Annotated in this window: 18 protein-coding genes; 13 read left to right on the forward strand and 5 right to left on the reverse strand. The window is 67.8% G+C overall.

Features of this window, described 5'->3' with window-relative positions; genetic code table 11:
* Positions 1 to 17: 17 nt before the first annotated feature.
* Both ACQPXM_RS05885 and ACQPXM_RS05890 read right to left on the reverse strand, forming a co-directional pair.
* Complete coding sequence (locus ACQPXM_RS05885; RefSeq protein ID WP_432945565.1) at positions 18 to 1,151, reverse strand: sensor histidine kinase; 1,134 nt, start codon at positions 1,149 to 1,151, stop codon at positions 18 to 20.
* Positions 1,144 to 1,839 carry a response regulator transcription factor gene (locus ACQPXM_RS05890; protein ID WP_432945567.1) on the reverse strand — a complete coding sequence of 232 codons (696 nt, stop codon included), beginning with the start codon at positions 1,837 to 1,839 and terminating at the stop codon, positions 1,144 to 1,146. Before ACQPXM_RS05890 ends, ACQPXM_RS05885 begins: the two co-directional genes overlap by 8 nt.
* Before the next feature lie 87 nt (positions 1,840 to 1,926).
* On the opposite strand from ACQPXM_RS05890, the gene ACQPXM_RS05895 reads away from it, so the two are divergent.
* Complete coding sequence (locus ACQPXM_RS05895; protein WP_432945569.1) at positions 1,927 to 2,517, forward strand: M15 family metallopeptidase; 591 nt, start codon at positions 1,927 to 1,929, stop codon at positions 2,515 to 2,517.
* Positions 2,518 to 2,606: 89 nt separating this feature from the next.
* Here ACQPXM_RS05895 and ACQPXM_RS05900 read toward each other — a convergent pair whose 3' ends face one another.
* Positions 2,607 to 2,987, reverse strand: a complete 381-nt coding sequence (locus ACQPXM_RS05900; RefSeq protein WP_432945571.1) for a DoxX family protein — start codon at positions 2,985 to 2,987, stop codon at positions 2,607 to 2,609.
* Between the two features lie 79 nt (positions 2,988 to 3,066).
* On the opposite strand from ACQPXM_RS05900, the gene ACQPXM_RS05905 reads away from it, so the two are divergent.
* Positions 3,067 to 3,951 (forward strand): sigma-70 family RNA polymerase sigma factor, encoded by an 885-nt coding sequence (locus tag ACQPXM_RS05905; protein WP_432945573.1) that lies wholly within the window; start codon positions 3,067 to 3,069, stop codon positions 3,949 to 3,951.
* A gap of 186 nt (positions 3,952 to 4,137) precedes the next feature.
* Here the strand turns inward: ACQPXM_RS05905 and ACQPXM_RS05910 are convergent, their stop codons facing one another.
* Positions 4,138 to 4,584 carry a nitroreductase family deazaflavin-dependent oxidoreductase gene (locus ACQPXM_RS05910; RefSeq protein ID WP_432945575.1) on the reverse strand — a complete coding sequence of 149 codons (447 nt, stop codon included), beginning with the start codon at positions 4,582 to 4,584 and terminating at the stop codon, positions 4,138 to 4,140.
* A gap of 297 nt (positions 4,585 to 4,881) precedes the next feature.
* Here ACQPXM_RS05910 and ACQPXM_RS05915 point away from each other — a divergent pair, with 297 nt between their 5' ends.
* The 11 genes from ACQPXM_RS05915 (at position 4,882) to ald (ending at position 17,774) form a co-directional block, all read left to right on the forward strand.
* The gene (locus ACQPXM_RS05915; protein WP_432945576.1) at positions 4,882 to 5,913 is read left to right on the forward strand and encodes a sugar ABC transporter substrate-binding protein; all 1,032 of its coding nucleotides are present in this window, start codon (positions 4,882 to 4,884) and stop codon (positions 5,911 to 5,913) included.
* A gap of 5 nt (positions 5,914 to 5,918) precedes the next feature.
* On the forward strand, positions 5,919 to 7,436 hold the full coding sequence (locus ACQPXM_RS05920) for a sugar ABC transporter ATP-binding protein (RefSeq protein ID WP_432945578.1): 1,518 nt from the start codon (positions 5,919 to 5,921) through the stop codon (positions 7,434 to 7,436).
* The gene (locus ACQPXM_RS05925) at positions 7,433 to 8,449 is read left to right on the forward strand and encodes an ABC transporter permease (protein WP_432945580.1); all 1,017 of its coding nucleotides are present in this window, start codon (positions 7,433 to 7,435) and stop codon (positions 8,447 to 8,449) included. The genes ACQPXM_RS05920 and ACQPXM_RS05925 overlap by 4 nt, the downstream gene beginning before the upstream one ends.
* A gap of 60 nt (positions 8,450 to 8,509) precedes the next feature.
* Positions 8,510 to 10,687: a N,N-dimethylformamidase beta subunit family domain-containing protein gene (locus tag ACQPXM_RS05930; protein WP_432945582.1), complete on the forward strand. Its 2,178-nt coding sequence runs from the start codon at positions 8,510 to 8,512 to the stop codon at positions 10,685 to 10,687.
* A gap of 110 nt (positions 10,688 to 10,797) precedes the next feature.
* Positions 10,798 to 11,493, forward strand: a complete 696-nt coding sequence (locus ACQPXM_RS05935) for a FadR/GntR family transcriptional regulator (RefSeq protein WP_432945583.1) — start codon at positions 10,798 to 10,800, stop codon at positions 11,491 to 11,493.
* Positions 11,494 to 11,506: 13 nt separating this feature from the next.
* The gene (locus ACQPXM_RS05940; RefSeq protein ID WP_432945585.1) at positions 11,507 to 12,157 is read left to right on the forward strand and encodes a DJ-1/PfpI family protein; all 651 of its coding nucleotides are present in this window, start codon (positions 11,507 to 11,509) and stop codon (positions 12,155 to 12,157) included.
* Complete coding sequence (locus ACQPXM_RS05945) at positions 12,114 to 13,649, forward strand: glutamine synthetase family protein (protein ID WP_432945588.1); 1,536 nt, start codon at positions 12,114 to 12,116, stop codon at positions 13,647 to 13,649. Before ACQPXM_RS05940 ends, ACQPXM_RS05945 begins: the two co-directional genes overlap by 44 nt.
* A 17-nt stretch (positions 13,650 to 13,666) precedes the next feature.
* A complete protein-coding gene (locus ACQPXM_RS05950; protein ID WP_432950951.1) occupies positions 13,667 to 14,386 on the forward strand; it encodes a gamma-glutamyl-gamma-aminobutyrate hydrolase family protein in 720 nt (239 codons plus the stop codon).
* Positions 14,386 to 15,738 (forward strand): aldehyde dehydrogenase family protein, encoded by a 1,353-nt coding sequence (locus tag ACQPXM_RS05955; protein ID WP_432945590.1) that lies wholly within the window; start codon positions 14,386 to 14,388, stop codon positions 15,736 to 15,738. The genes ACQPXM_RS05950 and ACQPXM_RS05955 overlap by 1 nt, the downstream gene beginning before the upstream one ends.
* A gap of 79 nt (positions 15,739 to 15,817) precedes the next feature.
* On the forward strand, positions 15,818 to 16,570 hold the full coding sequence (locus ACQPXM_RS05960) for an SDR family oxidoreductase (protein ID WP_432945592.1): 753 nt from the start codon (positions 15,818 to 15,820) through the stop codon (positions 16,568 to 16,570).
* A 79-nt stretch (positions 16,571 to 16,649) separates the two neighbouring features.
* Complete coding sequence (gene ald, locus ACQPXM_RS05965; RefSeq protein WP_432945594.1) at positions 16,650 to 17,774, forward strand: alanine dehydrogenase; 1,125 nt, start codon at positions 16,650 to 16,652, stop codon at positions 17,772 to 17,774.
* Between the two features lie 24 nt (positions 17,775 to 17,798).
* Here ald and ACQPXM_RS05970 read toward each other — a convergent pair whose 3' ends face one another.
* Entirely contained in the window at positions 17,799 to 18,536 is a 738-nt protein-coding gene (locus ACQPXM_RS05970; protein WP_432945595.1) for a FadR/GntR family transcriptional regulator, read from the reverse strand.
* Between the last annotated feature and the right edge of the window lie 142 nt (positions 18,537 to 18,678).

The following is an 18,678-nucleotide window of genomic DNA, read 5'->3' on the forward strand; positions in this document are numbered from 1 at the left end:
TACAGCGGCTCGGTGCGTCAGCCCGCGGAGTCAGGTGGCGCGATCGGCAGGTGCACGGTGACGCGAAGGCCCCCGCCGGTCCGCGGCTCGAGGCTCACGTCTCCGTGGTGCGCCTGGGCGATGCTCTTGACGATCGCCAGGCCGAGGCCCACACCGGCGTGGTCGGTGCGGATCCGCTGGGTGCCGCGCTGGAACGGTTCGGTGAAGGTGGAAACCAACTGGTGGGACAGGTGCTCGCCGGTGTTCTCGACTGTGAGCGCCACCGTCTTGGCGTGGACCTTGGTGGTCACCCACACCGTGCCGAGCGCGGGCAGATTGTGGACGATCGCGTTGTGCAGGAGGTTCATGGTCAGCTGCAGCACCAGCGTGTACGACCCGATCGTCGGCGCCGGCTCGCCGTTCGTCTCGATGGTGACGCCGCGTTTCTCGGCGAGGGGGAGCAGCGTTTCGGTGGCTTCTTCCGCGGCCAGGGACAGATCGACCGGTTCTCGGGCGACCGCTCCTTGGCTGGCGCGGCTGAGCAGGAGCAGCGCCTCGGTGAGGTCGATCGCCCGCGCGTTGACGAAATGCAGGCGATCGACGAGTTCGTCGGCGTCGCGGCCCGGATCCTTGCGGGCGACCTCGAGCAGGGTCTGCGTGATCGCCAGCGGGGTGCGCAGTTCGTGGGAGGCGTTGGCGGCGAATCTGCGTTGTTCGGCGTCGTGTGCCTCGAGCCGGGCGAGCATGGTGTCGAAGGCGTCGGCGAGCTCGCGGAACTCGTCGTTCTTGCCTTCCAGCCGGATCCGGTGGGCCAGCGAGCCCTCGGCCGTCAGCCGAGCGGCGGTGGTGATGCGGGTCAGCGGTCCGAGCATGCTGCCGGCCAGGATCCAGCCTGCTGCCAAACCGAAGATCAGCAGGAACGTCATCACCAAAGCCGCCTTCGGCACAAAGGCCGCCAGCAGATCCGAGCGGTCCGGTGAGTGCGGCGAGGGACGAAACTGACCCGGTATCCGGGGGAGGGGGTTCATCTGCTCTGGGACGTAACGCAGCAGGAAGACCCACACGACCGCGAGCAGCAACGACCCCGCGAGCATGACGAGCGCGGCGTAGCTCAGAGCGAGCTTGAGCCGAACGCTCCAGCCAGGCTCCCTTTCCAGGGTCTCCCTAACCATCGTCTCCTCCTGGCCGACCGGTGCCGGACGACGTGTCGATGCGATAGCCGGCGCCGGCCACCGTGGCGATGATCCACGGTTCGCCGAGGCGTTTGCGCAGCGACGAGACCGTGATGCGGACGGCGTTCGTGAACGGATCGGCGTTCTCGTCCCACGCTCGCGCCAGCAGCTCTTCCGCGCTGATCACCCCGCCCTGGGCACTGACCAGCACCTCCAGTACGGCGAACTGCTTGCGGGTCAAGGCGACGTAGCGGCCGTCGCGGTAGACCTCGCGGCGGAACGGATCGAGCCGCAGTCCCGCGATCTCCAGCACGGGTGGCCTGTTGTGGGCGCGCCGGCGGTCGAGCGCTCTGAGCCGCATCACGAGCTCCTGCAGCTCGAACGGCTTGGTGAGGTAGTCGTCGGCGCCGAGCTCGAACCCCGAGGCCTTGTCGTCCAGCCGGCTGGCCGCGGTGAGCATCAGGATCGGCATACCGCTGCCTGAGGCAACAATGCTCTGGGCGATCCGGTCCCCTGAGGGCCCGGGCACGTCGCGGTCGAGAACCGCGATGTCGTAGGTGTTGATGCTCAGCAACTCCAGCGCCGTGTGCCCGTCCCCGGCGATGTCGGCCGCGATCGCTTCCAGGCGCAACCCGTCGCGAATCGCCTTGGCCATGTCGGGCTCGTCCTCGACGATCAGTACACGCACACCATCGATGCTAGGCGCCGGTGGATATCGCCGGCGTATGAAAAGCCGGATACGGGCTCACAACACCGCGCTGCCTTGACTGGCAGCATGGGTCACACAGGATCATCTGCTCGCAGAGTTCGCAGGCGGTACGCCGTCGGCCTGATCGTCCTGGCCGCGATCGCCGGAGCCTTCGTCCAGCGGGCGGCCTCGTCGTCGGCGCATCCGCTCAGCGACGACGATCAGGCCGCTGCCGACGGTCTTCTCCCGGCCGGCGTGACGGTCTTCGACGAGCGGTATCCGGGCGTGGTCAAGCTGGACCCGGAGCTGCTCCAGGCCCTGCGGCACGCGGCAAAGGATGCCGCTGGCAACGGGATCGAGTTCTCCGTCAACAGTGGCTGGCGATCCCCGCGGTACCAGGAACAGCTCCTGCGCGAGGCGGTCTCGAAGTACGGCTCCGCAGCGGAAGCGGCCCGCTGGGTCGCCACTCCCGGCAAGTCCTTGCACGTCGCCGGCGACGCGGTCGACATCGGGCCGTCCGACGCCAGGGCGTGGCTGTCCGAGCACGGCGCGAAGTACGGGCTGTGCCAGATCTACGACAACGAACCCTGGCACTACGAACTCCGGCCGGAGGCCATCGAGGGTGGCTGCCCTCTCCGGTACGCCGACCCCACCGAGGATCCCAGGATGCGGGGCTGACCTCGGGAACGCCGCGTCGGCCCGATGGGCCGGCGCGGCGTGGATGGAACAGTTCGGCGTGGTCCATTTCGACGAGCCGTGCCTGACGTTCAGCTGAAGGACTCGGGGCCGAAGCGGCCGATCGCGACGAACACCGCGAGGGCGAAGTACGCGACGTTCAGCACCGCGTGCGCGCGCTCGTGCCGGCGCGACGTCACGATCGCCGCGCCCACCATGATCGCTGCCAGGCCGACCGCGGCCAGCGGTACGAGGACCGGCACGATGTCGAGGGCCGCGGGTACGATCAGGCCGACGGCACCCAGGATCTCGACGGTTCCGAGTGCCTTGACGAAGCCGGGGCTGAACTGGTTGACCCAGCCGCCGCCAGGAGCCTTGGCCAGCTTCTCGTACGGGATGAACAGCTTGTTGCCGCCGGCGAAGGCGAACACGGCGGCCAGCAGGCCGGCGACGATCCACAGGGCGAGGTTCATGAGTTTCTCCTTGTCGGTTACCTCGGGCCGTCCGGGCCCGTCATCACTCATGACGGAACTCGTCGGTGGGAGGTAACAGATGACCGGATCGGAGCGGGACGACGCCGTCGCGGCGGCGTTCATGGCCGAACGTGAGCGGCTGGTGGCGATGGCCTACCGGATGCTCGGCTCGCGCGCGGACGCCGAGGACGCCGTACAGGAGACCTGGCTGCGGCTCGCGCGCCAGGACGCGGCCTCGATCGACAACCTGTCCGGCTGGCTGACCACCGTGGTCGGCCGGGTGTGCGTCGACGTACTGCGCTCGCGCAAGGCCCGGCCGGTCGCGTCGGCCGAGGACGAGTCGACCGAGTTCGTCGTGGTCGAGGACAACGTCCCGGCGCCCGAGGACGACGCACTGCTTGCCGATTCGGTCGGGCTGGCTCTGCTCGTCGTACTCGACAGCCTCGGTCCGGCCGAGCGGCTCGCCCTGGTGCTGCACGACATGTTCGCGGTGCCGTTCGAGGAGATCGGCCAGATCCTCGGCAAGTCCGCCGACGCGTCGAAGATGCTGGCCAGCCGCGCCCGCCGCAAGGTCCAGGGCGCACCACGCCCGGACGGCGAACGGCAGCAGCGGCGAGCGGTACTGGACGCGTTCCTCGCGGCGGCCCGCGACGGAGACTTCGAACGGCTGCTGCGCGTGCTCGACCCACAGGTGACCTGGCGCAGCCACACCGCGCACGGCGTGGTCGTCAAGCTCGGAGCGACCGAGGTGGCGGCGAACGTCCAGCGCGGCGCGTACGTCAAGGCGAGGGTGCAGCCGGTCCTGGTCAACGGCAACCCTGGAATCGTCGCCTGGTCCGCCAACGGCATGCCCTTGGGCGTGCTGGCGTGCACGGTCGTCGACGGGCGCATCGTCGAGATCACCTCACTGCGCGACCCCCGCCGACTTGCCGCGATGGAGCTTCCGGGGCGGACCGCGCACTGATCAGACTGGTTGGGTGCGCTCTGGGCCAACTGGTGGCCCCAGTTCGAGGCTTTCGGGGTGCCGTGGTGGCCGTTGGCCGTGAACTCGCAGTCACCCATGTTGAAGAAGACCTGCTCGAAGGCCCCGACCCGCCATGCCTCTTCTCTCTCCGAGCTCCGCGGCTCGGTGACCTGGCTGGTGGTGAGGTCACTGCGCACGGGCGGCCGCGGCGTGGAGTTCCTTGTCGTCGAACACGATCTCGATCAGCGGGCTGCGTGCCAGCCAGACGGTGACGTCTTGGCGCGGAACGCCTCGCGCCGCGTACTCAGGTCGGTCCTGCAGGGCCACCACGGCGGGAATGACCCGTTGGCGGGTCTGCTCGTCGACGGTGACCGCCGTTGCCGGCAGATCCGCCCTCACCCCTTGCTTGAGATGCACGACGAAGTGGGGGTTCTTGCGGAGATTGGCGTACCAGTTGCGTGGCACCGGCATTCCGGTCAGGTAGAAGTGGCCGTCGACGCGGTGGAACCAGATCTCGATCCGGCGCGGTAGTCCGGTCCGGGCTCCGGTCGTCGTGATGTCGACGACGTGGTCGCCGGGCGGTGAGTCGGGCCGGAGCGCCAGAGCCCGGATGACAGTCTCGTCCACGCTCATCTGGGGTTCTTTCCTTTCGGGAGGCCGCGCGGACCGCACTGGCGGCAGGCGCTTGTGTTCACCACCTCCACCCCACCAGCGGCACCGCCGGCGGGCCAGCACGATCGTGCTTTGTTCTTGCCCGATCCTGCCGACCAGGGCTGAGCGAGGGATGGACACTCCTCAGAACTTCTGGTTCAATCGTCTGTGTTTTAGACCACAAATCAGCGTGGGACGTTGTCGCGCCGGAAGCGCGGACGTCGGTCGGCACAGCGGGCCACGGGGTCGGGCCCCCAACAGGCGCGAGGAGATTCAGCGATGAGCAAGGCACAGATGGCACGGCGGCCGAGGATGCGGAACCGGGCCCGCAGGCCCATGGCGGCGACGTCCCTGCTGGGAGTCGGTGTTCTGGGAGTGCTCTCCGCCTGCGGTGGCGCGCAAGGCAGTGGCTCGGCCGCGCTCGACGGATGCGAGGACACCTACACCGTCGGCTTCAGCCACCCGGTGGGCGAGGCGCAGTTCGTCAAGGCGCTCAAGAACGTCGTCGCCGACTACGGCCCGACCAAGTGCGTGAAGGTGCTGCTGGACAACACCACGGCGAACAATCTCGAAACTCAGCGCGCCACCGTCGAGAGCTGGGTGACCCAGAAGGTCGACGCCATCGTGTTCTGGCCGGTCGACCCGTCGGCGTACACGAACCTCGTCGCGCAGGGGCACGAACAGGGGACGAAGTGGCTGACGTATGTGGCACCGATCGACGGCCAGGACGGCAGTGTCGGCTTCGACAGCGACCAGGCGGGTCAGGAGATCGCTGCTGACATGAGCGCGTGGATCAGCAAGAACCACCCGGGCAAGGACATCCAGGCCGCGGTCACCACGCTGATCGCGCTGCCTCCGATCTTCGGCAGGTGGGAGAAGCCGACGGCGGCGTTGACCAAGCTCGGCATCCCGGTCGTGTCGAAGCAGGACTGTTCGAATCAGTCCTGCGGGCTGGAGATCGCCGAGCAGGTCCTGCGGGAGAATCCGCGCGTCCGGGTGTTCATCTCGATGAACGACGATGTCGCGCTCGGCACCCAGAAGGCGATCGCCAACGCCGGTCTCGACCCGGACGACTTCTACGTCGCGGGGTACGACGGCTCACCCGAGGGACTGGAGAACGTCAAGGCCGGCAAGGGCGCGTTCCGCGTGACCATGGCCATCCAGGTCGAACAGCTCGGCCACGACATCATCGACAACGCGCTGGCAGCGGTCACCGGCGAGGGCGACAGCTCCACTCTCGCGCCGTCGATCCGGGTCACTCCTGCCGATGACGCCGAGATCGACAAGCTGCTCGCGGTCTTCAAGGGATAGTCGCCGTGTCTTCCGGGGTTCACGTCCAGGAGTTGTCCAAGTCGTACGGTCCGAATCAGGTCCTGCGGGCGGTCAGTGTGACGTTCGAGGCGGGCAGGGTCCACGCGCTGCTCGGCGCGAACGGCGCGGGCAAATCGACGCTGCTCGGCTGCCTCAGCGGTGCGACCCAGCCGGACGCGGGCGAGATCAAGGTCGGTGACCAGGTCCACCGAGGCTTCGCGCCCCGGGACGCGTTCGACGCGGGGATCGCGATCATCTACCAGCACTTCCAGCTGATCGGCCCGCTGACGGTCGCCGACAACATCTTCCTCGGCCAAGAACTGCGAACCCGCATCGGCACTGTCGACCGGCGACGGCAGAACGACGAAGCCCGAAGGGTCCTCGACCAGCTCGGGATCTCGATGGACCCGACGGTCGTTGTCGATCGCCTGAGTGTCGGTCAGCAGCAGATGGTGGAAATCGCCCGGGCCATCCGTCGACGGCCGAGCGTGCTGATCCTCGACGAACCGACCGCCGCTCTGGGCGCTCACGAGGTGGAAGCGCTCACCCGGCTGGTGCGGCACCTGGCACACAACCAGGGTTTGTCGGTGGTCTACGTGACGCACCTGCTGACCGAGGTGCTCGACGTCGCGGACGACATCACGGTCTTGCGCGACGGCCGGGTTCTGTGGACCAGGGTTCGGGACGAGGTGGACCTGGCGGAACTGGTGGGAGCCATCTCGCCCGAGGCGAGCGATCGCTCTCATCGGCGACCCCGCCCAGACCGCCGTACCGGCCGGGAGGTACTCCGCCTGACCGGGTTCCACGCCGGTTACACCGGCCCGGTCGATCTCGTGGTCGCGGCCGGCGAGACGGTTGGTGTGTTCGGCCTGCTCGGCTCCGGCCGGACCAATCTGCTCGAAGCGCTGGCCGGGGTGGGACCGCAAGCGGGAACCGTGGAGCTCGACGATCGGCGGGTCACGCTCGGCAGTCCGGGCCGAGCGCAGCGTGCGGGCATCTCGCTCGTGGCGTCGAATCGAGAGGCCCAGTCGCTGTTCCGGAACCTCTCGGCGATCGAGAACCTGCTCATGCCGCATTACTCCCGGCTGAGCCGCGGCGGCCGCCGGTTCGGTCGCGAGCGAGCGGCTTTCGCGCGCGCGGCGGACAATGTCGGGCTCACACCCCGCGAGCCCAGCACCGCAGCCGGGGCGTTCTCCGGCGGCAACGCGCAGAAGATCGCTGTCGCCCGGTGGGCGTCGGTGGGGGAACGAGTGCGCTGCCTGTTGCTCGACGAACCGACGCAGGGGGTCGACGTCGGCGCGCGTCAGGACCTCTACGAGCTCGTCCGTCAGTTCGCGATCGAGCAGGAGGCGGCCGTGATCTTCGCATCGAGCGATCCGGAGGAGGTCATCGCGTTGGCGGACACCGTGGCGGTTCTCGTGGAGGGACGGCTCGTCCGAGTCACCGCTGCCGATCAACTCACCGAGTTCGATCTGACCCATCTGGCGCAGCCAGAACTCACCGAGGAGAGTGCACCGACATGACCACCAGGTACTCCGAGATCGCCGGCTCGGCGGTGACCGCGACGGCCCGCGCCGGCCGAGGCAACGACCTGCTCCGCTCCGCGGCCGATCTGGTCGTCAGCTGGATCATGCCCCTCATCGTCGTCGTGATGATGGTGTACTTCAGCCTCACCACCGAGACCTTCCTGACTGCGGACAACCTGTCCGCGCTGCTGACCCAGAACGCGGCGACCTTCGTGGTCGCGGCCGTCGCGGGGATGCTGTTGATGGCCGGCTACGTCGACCTCTCGCTCGGGTCGACGCTGGCGCTGAGCGGGGTGGCGGCCGGTCTGGCGTTCAACGCCTACGGCCCGACGGCCGGAGTGCTCGTCGGGTTGGCGGTCGGCCTGTTCGTGGGCGTCGTCAACGGTGGTCTGATCGGCGTGCTGGGGTTGTCTCCGATCGTGGTGACACTCGGCGGCCTCGCCGCTGGGCGCGCGATGGCTCTGTACATGTCACCGGACCAGATCTACGGCTTTCCGCGGGCGGTCGGCGCCTTCGCGGCAGGTGACCTCTTCGGGATCTCCTACATCGGCTGGATTGCGATCGTGGTGTCCGCGGTGGCGATCTTCGTCATGACGATGCTGCCGATCGGACGCAAGATCCAGGGGATCGGCGACAACTCGCGGGCCGCGTTCCTGGTCGGTATCCGGGTGAAGCCGACGATCTTCGGGCTGTACGCCGTACTCGGGATCGTGGTCGGTCTCGCGGCACTGCTGCAGATCGCCCGCCTCGACAGCGCTCCGTCCGGCACGCTGGGGGTTGGATTCGAGGTCACCATCCTGACCGCGGTGCTGCTCGGGGGCGTGCCGTTCACCGGTGGACGTGGCAGCCTCTGGCGGGTACTGCTGGGCGTCTGGCTCCTGGCGGTGCTCCGGAACGGTCTGACGCTGCTGAACTACGGTCCGGAGATCGCCGGCATGGTGACGGGTGGCGTTCTGGTCTTCGCTGCCGGTCTCCAGGCCATCACCGTCGCGGCGCGCCGACGCGGCTGACCTGGCCGCTTCTGTTCACGGCCGATCCCGCGGACGGCCTGACGAAAGGGAGACACTGAGATGGACGTCGAGGCGTACTTCGAAGAGTGGTCGCTGCTCCCCGGCGACCGAGCACGGATGGCCATCAGCACGACCCACGCTGAAGTCCATGCGACGCTGGAGCGCCTGACCCGAGGGCCGCGTTCAGGCGACGCAGGACTGCACTCCTTCGGTGACCCGATTCCCGGGCTGGAGATGACGATCCCGGGGATCCAGCAGAGCACCGCGCTCGGTTCGTACTGCGACCTGGAACTCGCCGGCCCTCTGGCGCCGGCCTTCGGCGTCCATCTGTGGTTCTGGCCGACCGCTGCCGACGACAGCGACCGGCAATGGATTTGGTCGGTGCGGTCGGAAGAGGATCAGGAGCCAAGGGGATTGGCGATTGTCGCCGGGCAACTCGTCCTCGCCACCCGGACGTCGGTTCACCAGCTCGGCATCCCGGTCTCGTCGCGGATCTGGTACTCGCTCGTCGTCCAGGTCGAATCCCAAGCCGCGGGTCCCAGCGTCGTGGTCGAGGTCGAGCAAGTCTCTGGCGTGCCAGTTGGCCCTCGACGAGTGACTCGCCGCGTCGAAGTGGAGTGGAGCGACGCCGTTGACCGGTTGCGCCTGGCCGGCGGGGCTCTCGACGACACGGGCTCGCTGGTCGAAGGCTTCAACGGCAAGATCGAGAACCCGTCGCTGTTCGATCGCGCGTTGACCGACGACGAGCGGAGCGCCTTGCACGCCGGGAGTTCCGATTTACCACACCCCTGGCACCGCTGGGACTTCGCCGCGGACATGGCGCGGGCCGAGGTTCCTGAGGTCGTCGGCGGGGCTCCGCCGGCACAACTGCGCGGTGGCGCCGAGCGCGCGGTGACAAGCCACGCGTGGGACGGGTCGACCGACTCCTTCCTCGTCGCGCCCGAGCAGTACGCCGCGGTCCAGTTCCACGCAGACGCGATGGTCGATGCGAACTGGACCTACAACCTCGAGTTCGACGTCCCCGAAGACCTGGCAAGCGGCGTGTACGCGGTGAAACTCGATGCCGGCGGCAAGGAAGATCACTACCCGTTCTTCGTGCGTGGACGGGTCCCGGAACGAGCCGATGTCCTCTTCCTGCTGCCCACGAACACCTACCTCGCCTACGCGAACGACCGGTTCGCGTCCTCGGACCTGACGCCGGTCATGGGGCACGAGATGCAGGTGTCCGAGGACGAGAAGTACCTCAACGAACATCCCGAGCTCGGCAAGTCCTGCTACGACGTACACGGCGACGGAACGCCCGTCCGCTACAGCAGCCGTCGCCGGCCGCTGGTCAACGTCAGGCCTCATTACCCCAACTTCCTCAACGGGACAGTGCGTCACTTCGCCCTCGACCTGTTCTTGGTCGAGTGGTTGGAACGGTCCCCGTTCTCCTTCCACGTGGCGACCGACGAGGATCTGCATGCCGAAGGGCGCGAGCTGCTGGACCGGTACCAAGTCGTCGTGACAGGGTCACACCCGGAGTACTGGACCGGCCCCGCGCTCACGGCGCTGCAGTCCTTCTTGGCGGAGTCGGGGAAACTGATGTACCTCGGCGGCAACGGCTTCTACTGGATCACGACAGTGGATCCCGAGCGCCCATGGATCATCGAGGTGCGCCGAGACAACTCCGGTCTCAGGGCGTGGGATGCGCCGGTCGGTGAGCGCGGCCACGCCCAGACGGGGGAGCCCGGCGGACTCTGGCGGTACCGGGGCCGGGGGCCGAACACCATCTGCGGCGTGGCGTTCGCCACCGAGGGCTGGTCGGACGGCCGGGGCTTCGTTCGGACCCCAGCGACGTACGACGCGCCGTTGAGCAGATTCTTCGCGGGAATCGAAGAGGAGGTCGTCGGCGACTTCGGTTACGTGCTGGGTGGCGCCGCGGGCGACGAGTGCGACCGCTTCGACCTCACGCTCGGATCACCGCCCCAGACGCAGGTTCTCGCCTCTGCCACCGGCTTCGGACCGGAGTACCTGATCGTCAACGAGGACGTGCTCATCCCCATGCCGGGCCAAGACGGCCCGCATCGTCCGGAGAACGTGCGAGCGGACATGGTGTACATCCCGTTGTCCGGAGGCGGCGAAGTGTTCTCGGCGAGCTCCATCGCGTTCGCCGGTGCGATCGCATGGAACGACTTCGACAACAACGCCTGCCGCCTCGTCGACAACGTCTTGAGGGAGTTCGTGGCCAACGTTTGACTGTCGGAACTGACTCCGTACTGCGACACATCCCGTCGAGGCGGCAAGGCGTGCCCGTGACCACAGACTCCGACGGCGCCCGCGCGCCGATCTCGTTCGAGCCGCTGGCGGTGCCGGCTGCGCACGAGCACGTGCTCGCCAGGCTGCGCCGCGCGATCCAGCTGAGCGAGATCCTTCCCGGTGAACGACTTCCCTCCGAGCGCGAGCTGGCCGATTCCCTGCGGGTGTCGAGACTGACGGTGCGGGAGGCGCTGCGTGTCCTTCAAGCCGACGGAGTGATCGCCACGCGGCGCGGCAACGGAGGCGGCACGATCGTGTTGCCGGGTGCGGCCGCGACCGTGTTCGCGCAGACGAAGCGGAGCGAGCTCGCCCGGCGAGCACGAGACGTCCGCGAGGTTCGCCTGGCTCTCGAGCCGATGGCCGCGTACCTGGCTGCCAGCCGGGCGGATGCGGCGGACCTCGCGGGGTTGCGCGCCTTCCAAAGGGATCTGAAGAACAGCAAGGAGATCGAGACGTTCCGGCGCGCGGACTCCGGCTTCCATCGTGCCATTGCCCAGGCGAGCGGGAACGAACTGCTGCGAGCCGGCATCGAGGAGGCCCGCAGCGCCATGTTCGTCATGCTCGACGCGCGCCACTTCACCATCCTGCACACTCCGAACTGCCGGGCTCATGACTTGATCCTCGACGCGATCGCCTCCGGTGATCCTCACGACGCGGCCCAGCGCATGGAGCTTCATCTCATCGAGGCGAGTGTCGAGATCGCCAAGGCGCTCGAGGAGCAAGAAGAACTGAACGCCGACGCGTGAAGCCGGTGAGTTCGTGGTTGACGCAGGAGCTCACCGGGCCCACGATGACTTTATGGACCATACAACAGGCCAAAAGACTAAAAACATCGGCATCCTGCTCTTCGATGGGATGGAAGAACTGGACGCGGTCGGGCCGTGGGAAGTCCTGGCCGCCTGGGCTGACCAGTTTCCTGAGGACGGCTGGGCCGTCCAGCTGATCAGTCGCGACGGCGAACCCGTGCGATGTGCCAAGGGCATGGTGATCTCGCCGATGTGTTCGATCGACACCGCGCCGGACCTCGAAGTGCTTGTTCACCCTGGGGGTGACGGCACCCTGCCGCTGATGTCCGACCAGGCGCACCTCGAATGGTTGCGAGGGCAGCGAGCGAAGGTCCCGCTGATGACGAGCGTGTGCACGGGCTCCCTGGTGTACGCCGCGGCCGGCCTCCTGGAGGGGCGCCCCGCCACAACGTGGTGGGGTGCCTTGGACACCTTGGCCGAGACGGACCCGACGATCGAGCTGCGCACCAGTGATCGGTTCGTCGACGACGGAGACGTGGTGACGGCGTCCGGCGTCTCGGCCGGGATCGACATGGCCTTGCATCTGGTGGTGCGTCTGGCGGGCGAGTCGCGCGCCAAGGATGTCCGGCGGTACATCCAGTACGACCCTCAGCCTCCCGTCTGACAACGAGGCCGGCGAGGCGTCGGTCCGCAGTGAGGCCCACCGGCGCAGCTGCGCCGGTGGGCCTTGCGGACTGGAGTCTGCTGCTATAACGTCTAAAACTCAGACCTACAGTCCGAAAGGCGCCAGTCCATTGTCCGAGCCCGAACCTTCCTCATCCGGCCGCCTCACCTTGGATCAGCTCGAGGCGGCCGTCACCGAGCGCGCTGTCGACACGGTCGTCATCGGCTTCCCGGACACGCAGGGCAGACTGCAAGGCAAGCGCTGCGCAGCACGCTTCTTCCTCGACGAAGTCGCACTCGGCGGCGTCGGTGCCTGCGACTACCTGCTGTCGGTGAACGTCGAGATGGAGCCGCAGGAGGGCTTTCCCAGCAGTTGGAGCAGCGGTTTCGGCGACTTCCACCTGCGCCCCGACCTCGACACCTTGCGCCTGCTGGCCTGGCGTCCTGGTACGGCGCTCTGCATCGCCGACGTGGTCGACGAGCGCGGCGTCGAGGTCGAGGTCGCGCCGCGAACGGTCCTCAAGCGCCAACTCGAACGGCTGGCGGCTCACGGCTGGACCGCGGCGGCCGCGACCGAGCTCGAGTTCATCGTGCACCGCGACAGCTACGCCGACGCCTGGACGCGGAACTACCACGACCTGACGCCGATCAACCGGTACAACGTCGACTACTCGCTGTTCGGGCAGGTCGAGGCCGATCCCCTGATCGACGACATCTGCCGTCGGATGCAGGCCAGTGGCATGTACCTCGAGACCGCCAAGGGCGAGGCCAATCGCGGCCAGCACGAGATCAACTTCAAGTACGCCGACCCGCTGACGACGGCGGACCAGCACCTGATCTTCAAAGCCGGCGTCAAGGAGCTTGCCTTCAAGCACGGCGTGTCGGCCACGTTCATGGCGAAGTGGGACGAGCGTGAGGGCAACTCCTGTCACGTCCACCTGTCCCTGACGGATCGCGACGACGGCCATCCAGTGTTCGCGCAGTCCACAGAGATCTTCGAGCAGTTCCTGGCGGGCCAGTTGGCGACTCTGCAGGAGTTCACGCTGCTGTACGCGCCGAACATCAACTCCTACAAGCGATTCGCCGGACACTCGTTCGCACCCACCGCGGTCGCGTGGGGCGAAGACAACCGCACAGTGGCGCTGCGGGCCATCGGCGCCGGGCCGGCCCGGCGCTACGAGAATCGGCTCGCCGGTGCGGACGTCAATCCGTATCTGGCCCTGGCCGCGAACATCGCGGCGGGGCTGCATGGTGTCGCGAACCAACTCACCCTTCCCGAGCCGGAGAAGGGTGACGCCTACGCCGCCGACCACGAGACCGTGCCACCCACTCTCCGGGACGCCCGTGAACAGTTCATGCGCAGTGCTCCCGCGCTGGACGCCTTCGGCCCGCGCGTCGTCGAACACTACGGGCAGGCAGCCCTTGTGGAGTTGCGCGAGTTCAACGCGGCGGTCACCGACTGGGAGCGAAAGCGAGGGTACGAGCGACTGTGACTGTTCCTGTCATCGGTATGTGTGCGGCGTTCGAGGCCGCGAGCTGGGGCTACTGGACGCGGCAGTCCGCAGCCATCCTCTCGGCTCACTACCTGCGGAAGGTGCAAGACGCCGGGGCCTTGGTCATCGGGTTGGTCCCGGACCAACGAGGAATCGCCGATCCGGTCGGTCTGGTGGAACGGATCGACGGGTTGCTGCTGGCCGGAGGAGTCGACGTCGATCCGGAGAACTACGGGCACAGCGCGTCGGCGCACCTCGAGGCAACGGTGCCGATGCGAGACGAGTTCGAACTGGCTCTCACCCGCGCCGCTTTCGAACGCGACCTTCCGGTCCTCGGCATCTGTCGCGGGCTCCACATCATGAACGTCGCCCACGGCGGGACCCTGCATCAGCACCTGGACGCCGACCGATTCACGAACCATCGCCCCACCCCCGGGCGACTGGACGAGTCGACCTATCACGCCGTGGACGTTCTGCCGGCGACGCTGGCGGCACAAGCTCTGGGGGCCGGGGTCCAGCAGGTCAACTCTCACCATCACCAGGGCATCGACCGCGTGGGCACGGGCGCGGTCGTCACTGCTCGCGCCGCCGGTGACAACCTCCCTGAGGCGCTCGAGTGGGAAGCGCAGCGCTTCGCTCTCGGCGTTCAGTGGCACCCCGAGGCGATGCCTGGGGACAACACCGTCGACGCATTCGTGCGCGCTGTCCGAACGAGCCAGAGAGTAGGTGCGGCGTGATGCTCCAGATCCTGAACCCGGCGACGGAAGAAGCCATCGCCGAAGTCGAGCAGGCTGGGCCTGCCGAGCTCGACGCCGCCGTTGTGCGTGCCCGAGCTGTGCAACGCCAGTGGGCCACAACGGACCCGGCCCAGCGGGCCGACGTGCTGTACCGCATCGCGGGAATGATCTCCGACGAGGCCGAGGACCTTGCCGAGCTGGAAAGCCGCAACGTCGGGATGCCCATCAACGATGCGCGGGGCGCGATCGCCGGCGTGGCGGCGGTCTTCCGGTACTACGCCGCCGCCCCGGAGCGGCTGACGGGCGAGACCATTCCCGTCAGCGGGGGGATCGACCTGACCTTTCGCGAACCGATGGGCGTCGTCGGGGTCATCACGCCGTGGAACTTCCCGCTGAGCATTGCTTCCTGGAAGATCGCTCCAGCGCTTGCCGCCGGCAACGCAGTCGTACTCAAGCCGTCGGAGTTGACGCCGTTGACGGCGATGCGGCTGGCCGAGCTGGTCGTCGAAGCAGGTCTGCCCGAGGGTTTGCTGAACGTCGTGGTCGGGACCGGACCGGAAGTCGGCCGCGCACTGGTGGACCATCCGGAGGTCCGGAAGATCTCCTTCACCGGATCCACCGCGGTGGGCAAGGAGATCGCGCGCTCGGCCGCGGATTCCATGACGCGAGTGACGTTGGAGCTGGGCGGCAAATCGCCGTCGATCGTGTTCTCCGACGGTGACGTCGAAGCCGCGGCCCGCGGACTCGTCGGAGGAGCTTTCGGCAACGCGGGGCAGGATTGCTGTGCCCGCTCGCGGGTGTACGTCGAGCGCACCGCGGTCGACTCCTTCCTCGCCGTTCTCGAGGATGTGGTCGCAGGCATCGTCGTCGGCGATCCACTCGACGCCAAGACCGACATGGGCCCTTTGGTGAGCGCCCGTCAGCGCCAACGGGTCGCGAGCTACGTGGACGCCGCTCCGGTGGCTTTCAGCGGCAGTGCGCCGGACGGACCGGGGTTCTGGTTCCCGCCGAGCGTCCTGTTCCCCATCGCCGACGATCATCCCGCCGCGGTGGAGGAGATCTTCGGCCCCGTACTGAGCGTGCTGCCCTTCGACACCGAAGCCGAAGTCATCGGCCGGGCCAACGACAGCCAGTACGGGCTGTCGGGTTCGATCTGGACGCGGGACGTCGGGCGCGCACTTCGGGTCGCCAGAGCCGTGGAGTCCGGGACTCTTTCGGTCAACTCCTACACCTCGGTCCGCACCAACACTCCCTTCGGTGGATTCAAGCAGTCCGGGATCGGTCGCGAACTGGGCGCGCACGCACTCGACGCGTACACCGAGTTGAAGAACGTCTACATCGCGACCGCTTGAGCTGCCCAAGCTCGAGCCTCCACCTGTCCGGCACGGCTCGCGGCCGGCCTCCGTCAACCCGCAGAAACGGAAGATCACCATGACCAACCTGAACGGCAAGATCGCCGTCATCACCGGAGCCGCCGGCGCCATCGGACGCGAGTCCGTCCGGGTCTTCAAGGACGCCGGGGCGACCGTCGTCGGCGTCGACATCCAGGGCGAGTCCGACGCGGACCTCTTCATCGAGGCGGACCTCACCGCCGAGGACGCGGTCCGCGATGTGTACGCGAGGGCCGCCGACACCTACGGGAAGATCGACGTTCTCTTCAACAACGCCGGAGTGGCGATTCCCGAGGACGGTTCGGTTCTCGACACCGATGCGGGAACCTTCTCCAAGCTCATGGAAGCCAACGTGCTCAGCGTTTTCCTGTGCTGCAAGCACGGGATCCCCTACCTCGTCGACAACGGCGGCGGTGCTGTCGTCAACACGGCGTCGCTGGTCGCGACGATGGGCTCGGCAGCTTCGCAGGTGGCCTACACCGCCTCGAAGGGCGCCGTCTTGTCGATGACGCGCGAGATCGCCATCGAGTTCGCGAAGAAGAACGTCCGGATCAACGCGATCAGCCCCGGCCCGGTCGAGACTCCGCTGCTGGCCACGCTGTTCGACCCGGCTCAGAAGGCCCGCCGGCTGATTCACGTTCCCTACGGGCGCTTCGCTCGTCCCGGTGAGATCGCCGAGGCTGCGGCCTTCCTCGCCAGCGACTCGGCGTCGTACATCAGCGGTCACGAACTGCGCGTCGACGGGGGCATCAGTTCCGCCTATGTCACCGCGGAGGGCGAGCCGGCTCGCTGACACCCGCGGTGCATCGGCACATCAGAGGTCAATCAGCGGACCGTGCGTGCGCGGCCGCCAAGCGGCGGAGGTAGTTCCGATGAGGATCGGAATCCCGAAGGAAGTCAAGAACCACGAGTACCGGGTGGCGATCACGCCGATCGGCGTGCACGAACTGACCGCGCACGGCCATCAGGTTGTCGTCGAGCGCGGCGCGGGCGCGGGCTCGTCGATCAGGGACGAGGAGTACGCCGGCGCCGGCGCGACGATCGTTCCGGACGCCGACGCGGCGTGGGGTAGCGGCGGGGGCATCGACCTGGTGCTCAAGGTCAAGGAGCCGGTCGCCGAGGAGTATCACCGGATGCGGGAAGGGCTGACGCTGTTCACCTACCTGCACCTCGCCGCGGACAACCGGCTGACCGGGGAACTGCTGGAGCGCAAGGTCACCGCGATCGCGTACGAGACGGTGCAACTGCCCTCCGGCGCGCTGCCGCTGCTGTACCCGATGTCCGAGGTCGCGGGCTGCCTCGCGCCCCAGGTCGGCGCGTCCGCGCTGATGAAGGCCCAGGGCGGCCGCGGCGTACTGATGGGTGGCGTCGGCGCGGTCGCGAACGCGAAGGTGGTCATCATCGGTGCCGGCGTGTCCGGTCAGAACGCAGCCAACGTAGCGCTCGGCATGGGCGCCGACGTCACCCTGGTGGACACCGACCTCGACAAGCTCCGGATGTCGTTCTGGCGCTACAACAACCGCGTCCACGGCCTCGCGGCGTCCAGGCTCGCCACCGAGCAGCAGGTGATCGAGGCCGACCTGGTGATCGGCGCGGTGCTGGTCCCCGGCGCCGCGGCGCCGAAACTTGTCAGCAATGAATTGGTCTCACGGATGAAGCCCGGCTCGGTGCTGGTCGACATCGCCGTTGACCAGGGCGGCTGCTTCGAGGACACCCGGCCCACCACGCATTCCGACCCGACGTACCAGGTGCACAACTCGACGTTCTACTGCGTGGCCAACATGCCCGGGGCGGTCCCGAACACCTCGAGGTACGCGCTGACCAACGCGACCATGCCGTACGCCGTGGCGTTGGCCGACAAGGGATGGCAGCGCGCCTGCCGAGACGACCACAGCCTGGCGCTCGGCCTGAACACCCATGCCGGTCAACTCACCAACGCCGCCGTCGGCGAGGCGGTCGGCATCGCCGCCGCCAAGCTCGACGAGGTCCTCGGCTGAGCAACCCAGATGCGAATCACCTTCTCAGCCTGATCGTTCCTGCTCTTCCAGGGCGGCCGCGATCTCCACGCTCGCGGCCGCGACGTGGGCTTCCATCCGGCGGGCGGCCAGCTCCGCGTCGCCCGCCGCGATGGCGTCGAGGATCGATTCATGGGCTTCACCGCTGGTCGCGTGCACGATCGTGAAGTCGTGGGCGTCGAGCATCACGAACATCGCGCTGCGTACGTCCTCGATGGCGACCCGGAGCATGTTGTTGCCGCTCGCCGCGGCGATGGTCAGATGGAATCCGGAATCCGCCCGCCGAAAGGTCTCGATGTCCGTGCTGGCCTTCAGGTCCGCCTGGAAGTCGCGCAGCCGTTGGAGGTCTTGCTGATTGGCTCGCGACGCGGCCAAAGACGCCGCCATGGGCTCCAACGCCAACCGCATCTCACGGACTTCCCGTGCGCGGCTGGCTCGCTGATCGTGCCCGCCGGGCCGTTGAAGGATCGCCGCGGCGCCCGGAAGGACGACGGTGCCGCCACCCTTACCCCTGCGGGTGGCGATCACCCCTTCGGCTTGCAGAACCCGCAACGCCTCCCGCACGGTGATGCGCGAGACAGCCAGGGATTCCGCGAGATCCCGCTCGGACGGCAATCGCTCACCGGGCAGGATCTCACTGAGCTGAATGGCCCGCCTGAGGCGAGCCAGCACGTGTTCGTAGGCTGCCGGCACGGCGAGCGGCTCGAGCGAGAGCGGCCTACGCCCAGCTGAAACCTCAGTCACGACACTCGATCCCGTCTCTGAAGGGGCGAGACACGACGGCGGCCGACTGGTGAGTGCGGCTCCGCCCCGCGGCTCCGGACCCTTTGAACTCTAGCGCCTATTGGGATGAAGATCAGTCCTGGTGCCTTTCACTGCGCAGCCC

Source organism: Kribbella sp. CA-253562 (genome assembly GCF_050942265.1).
Taxonomy (GTDB): Bacteria; Actinomycetota; Actinomycetes; order Propionibacteriales; family Kribbellaceae; genus Kribbella.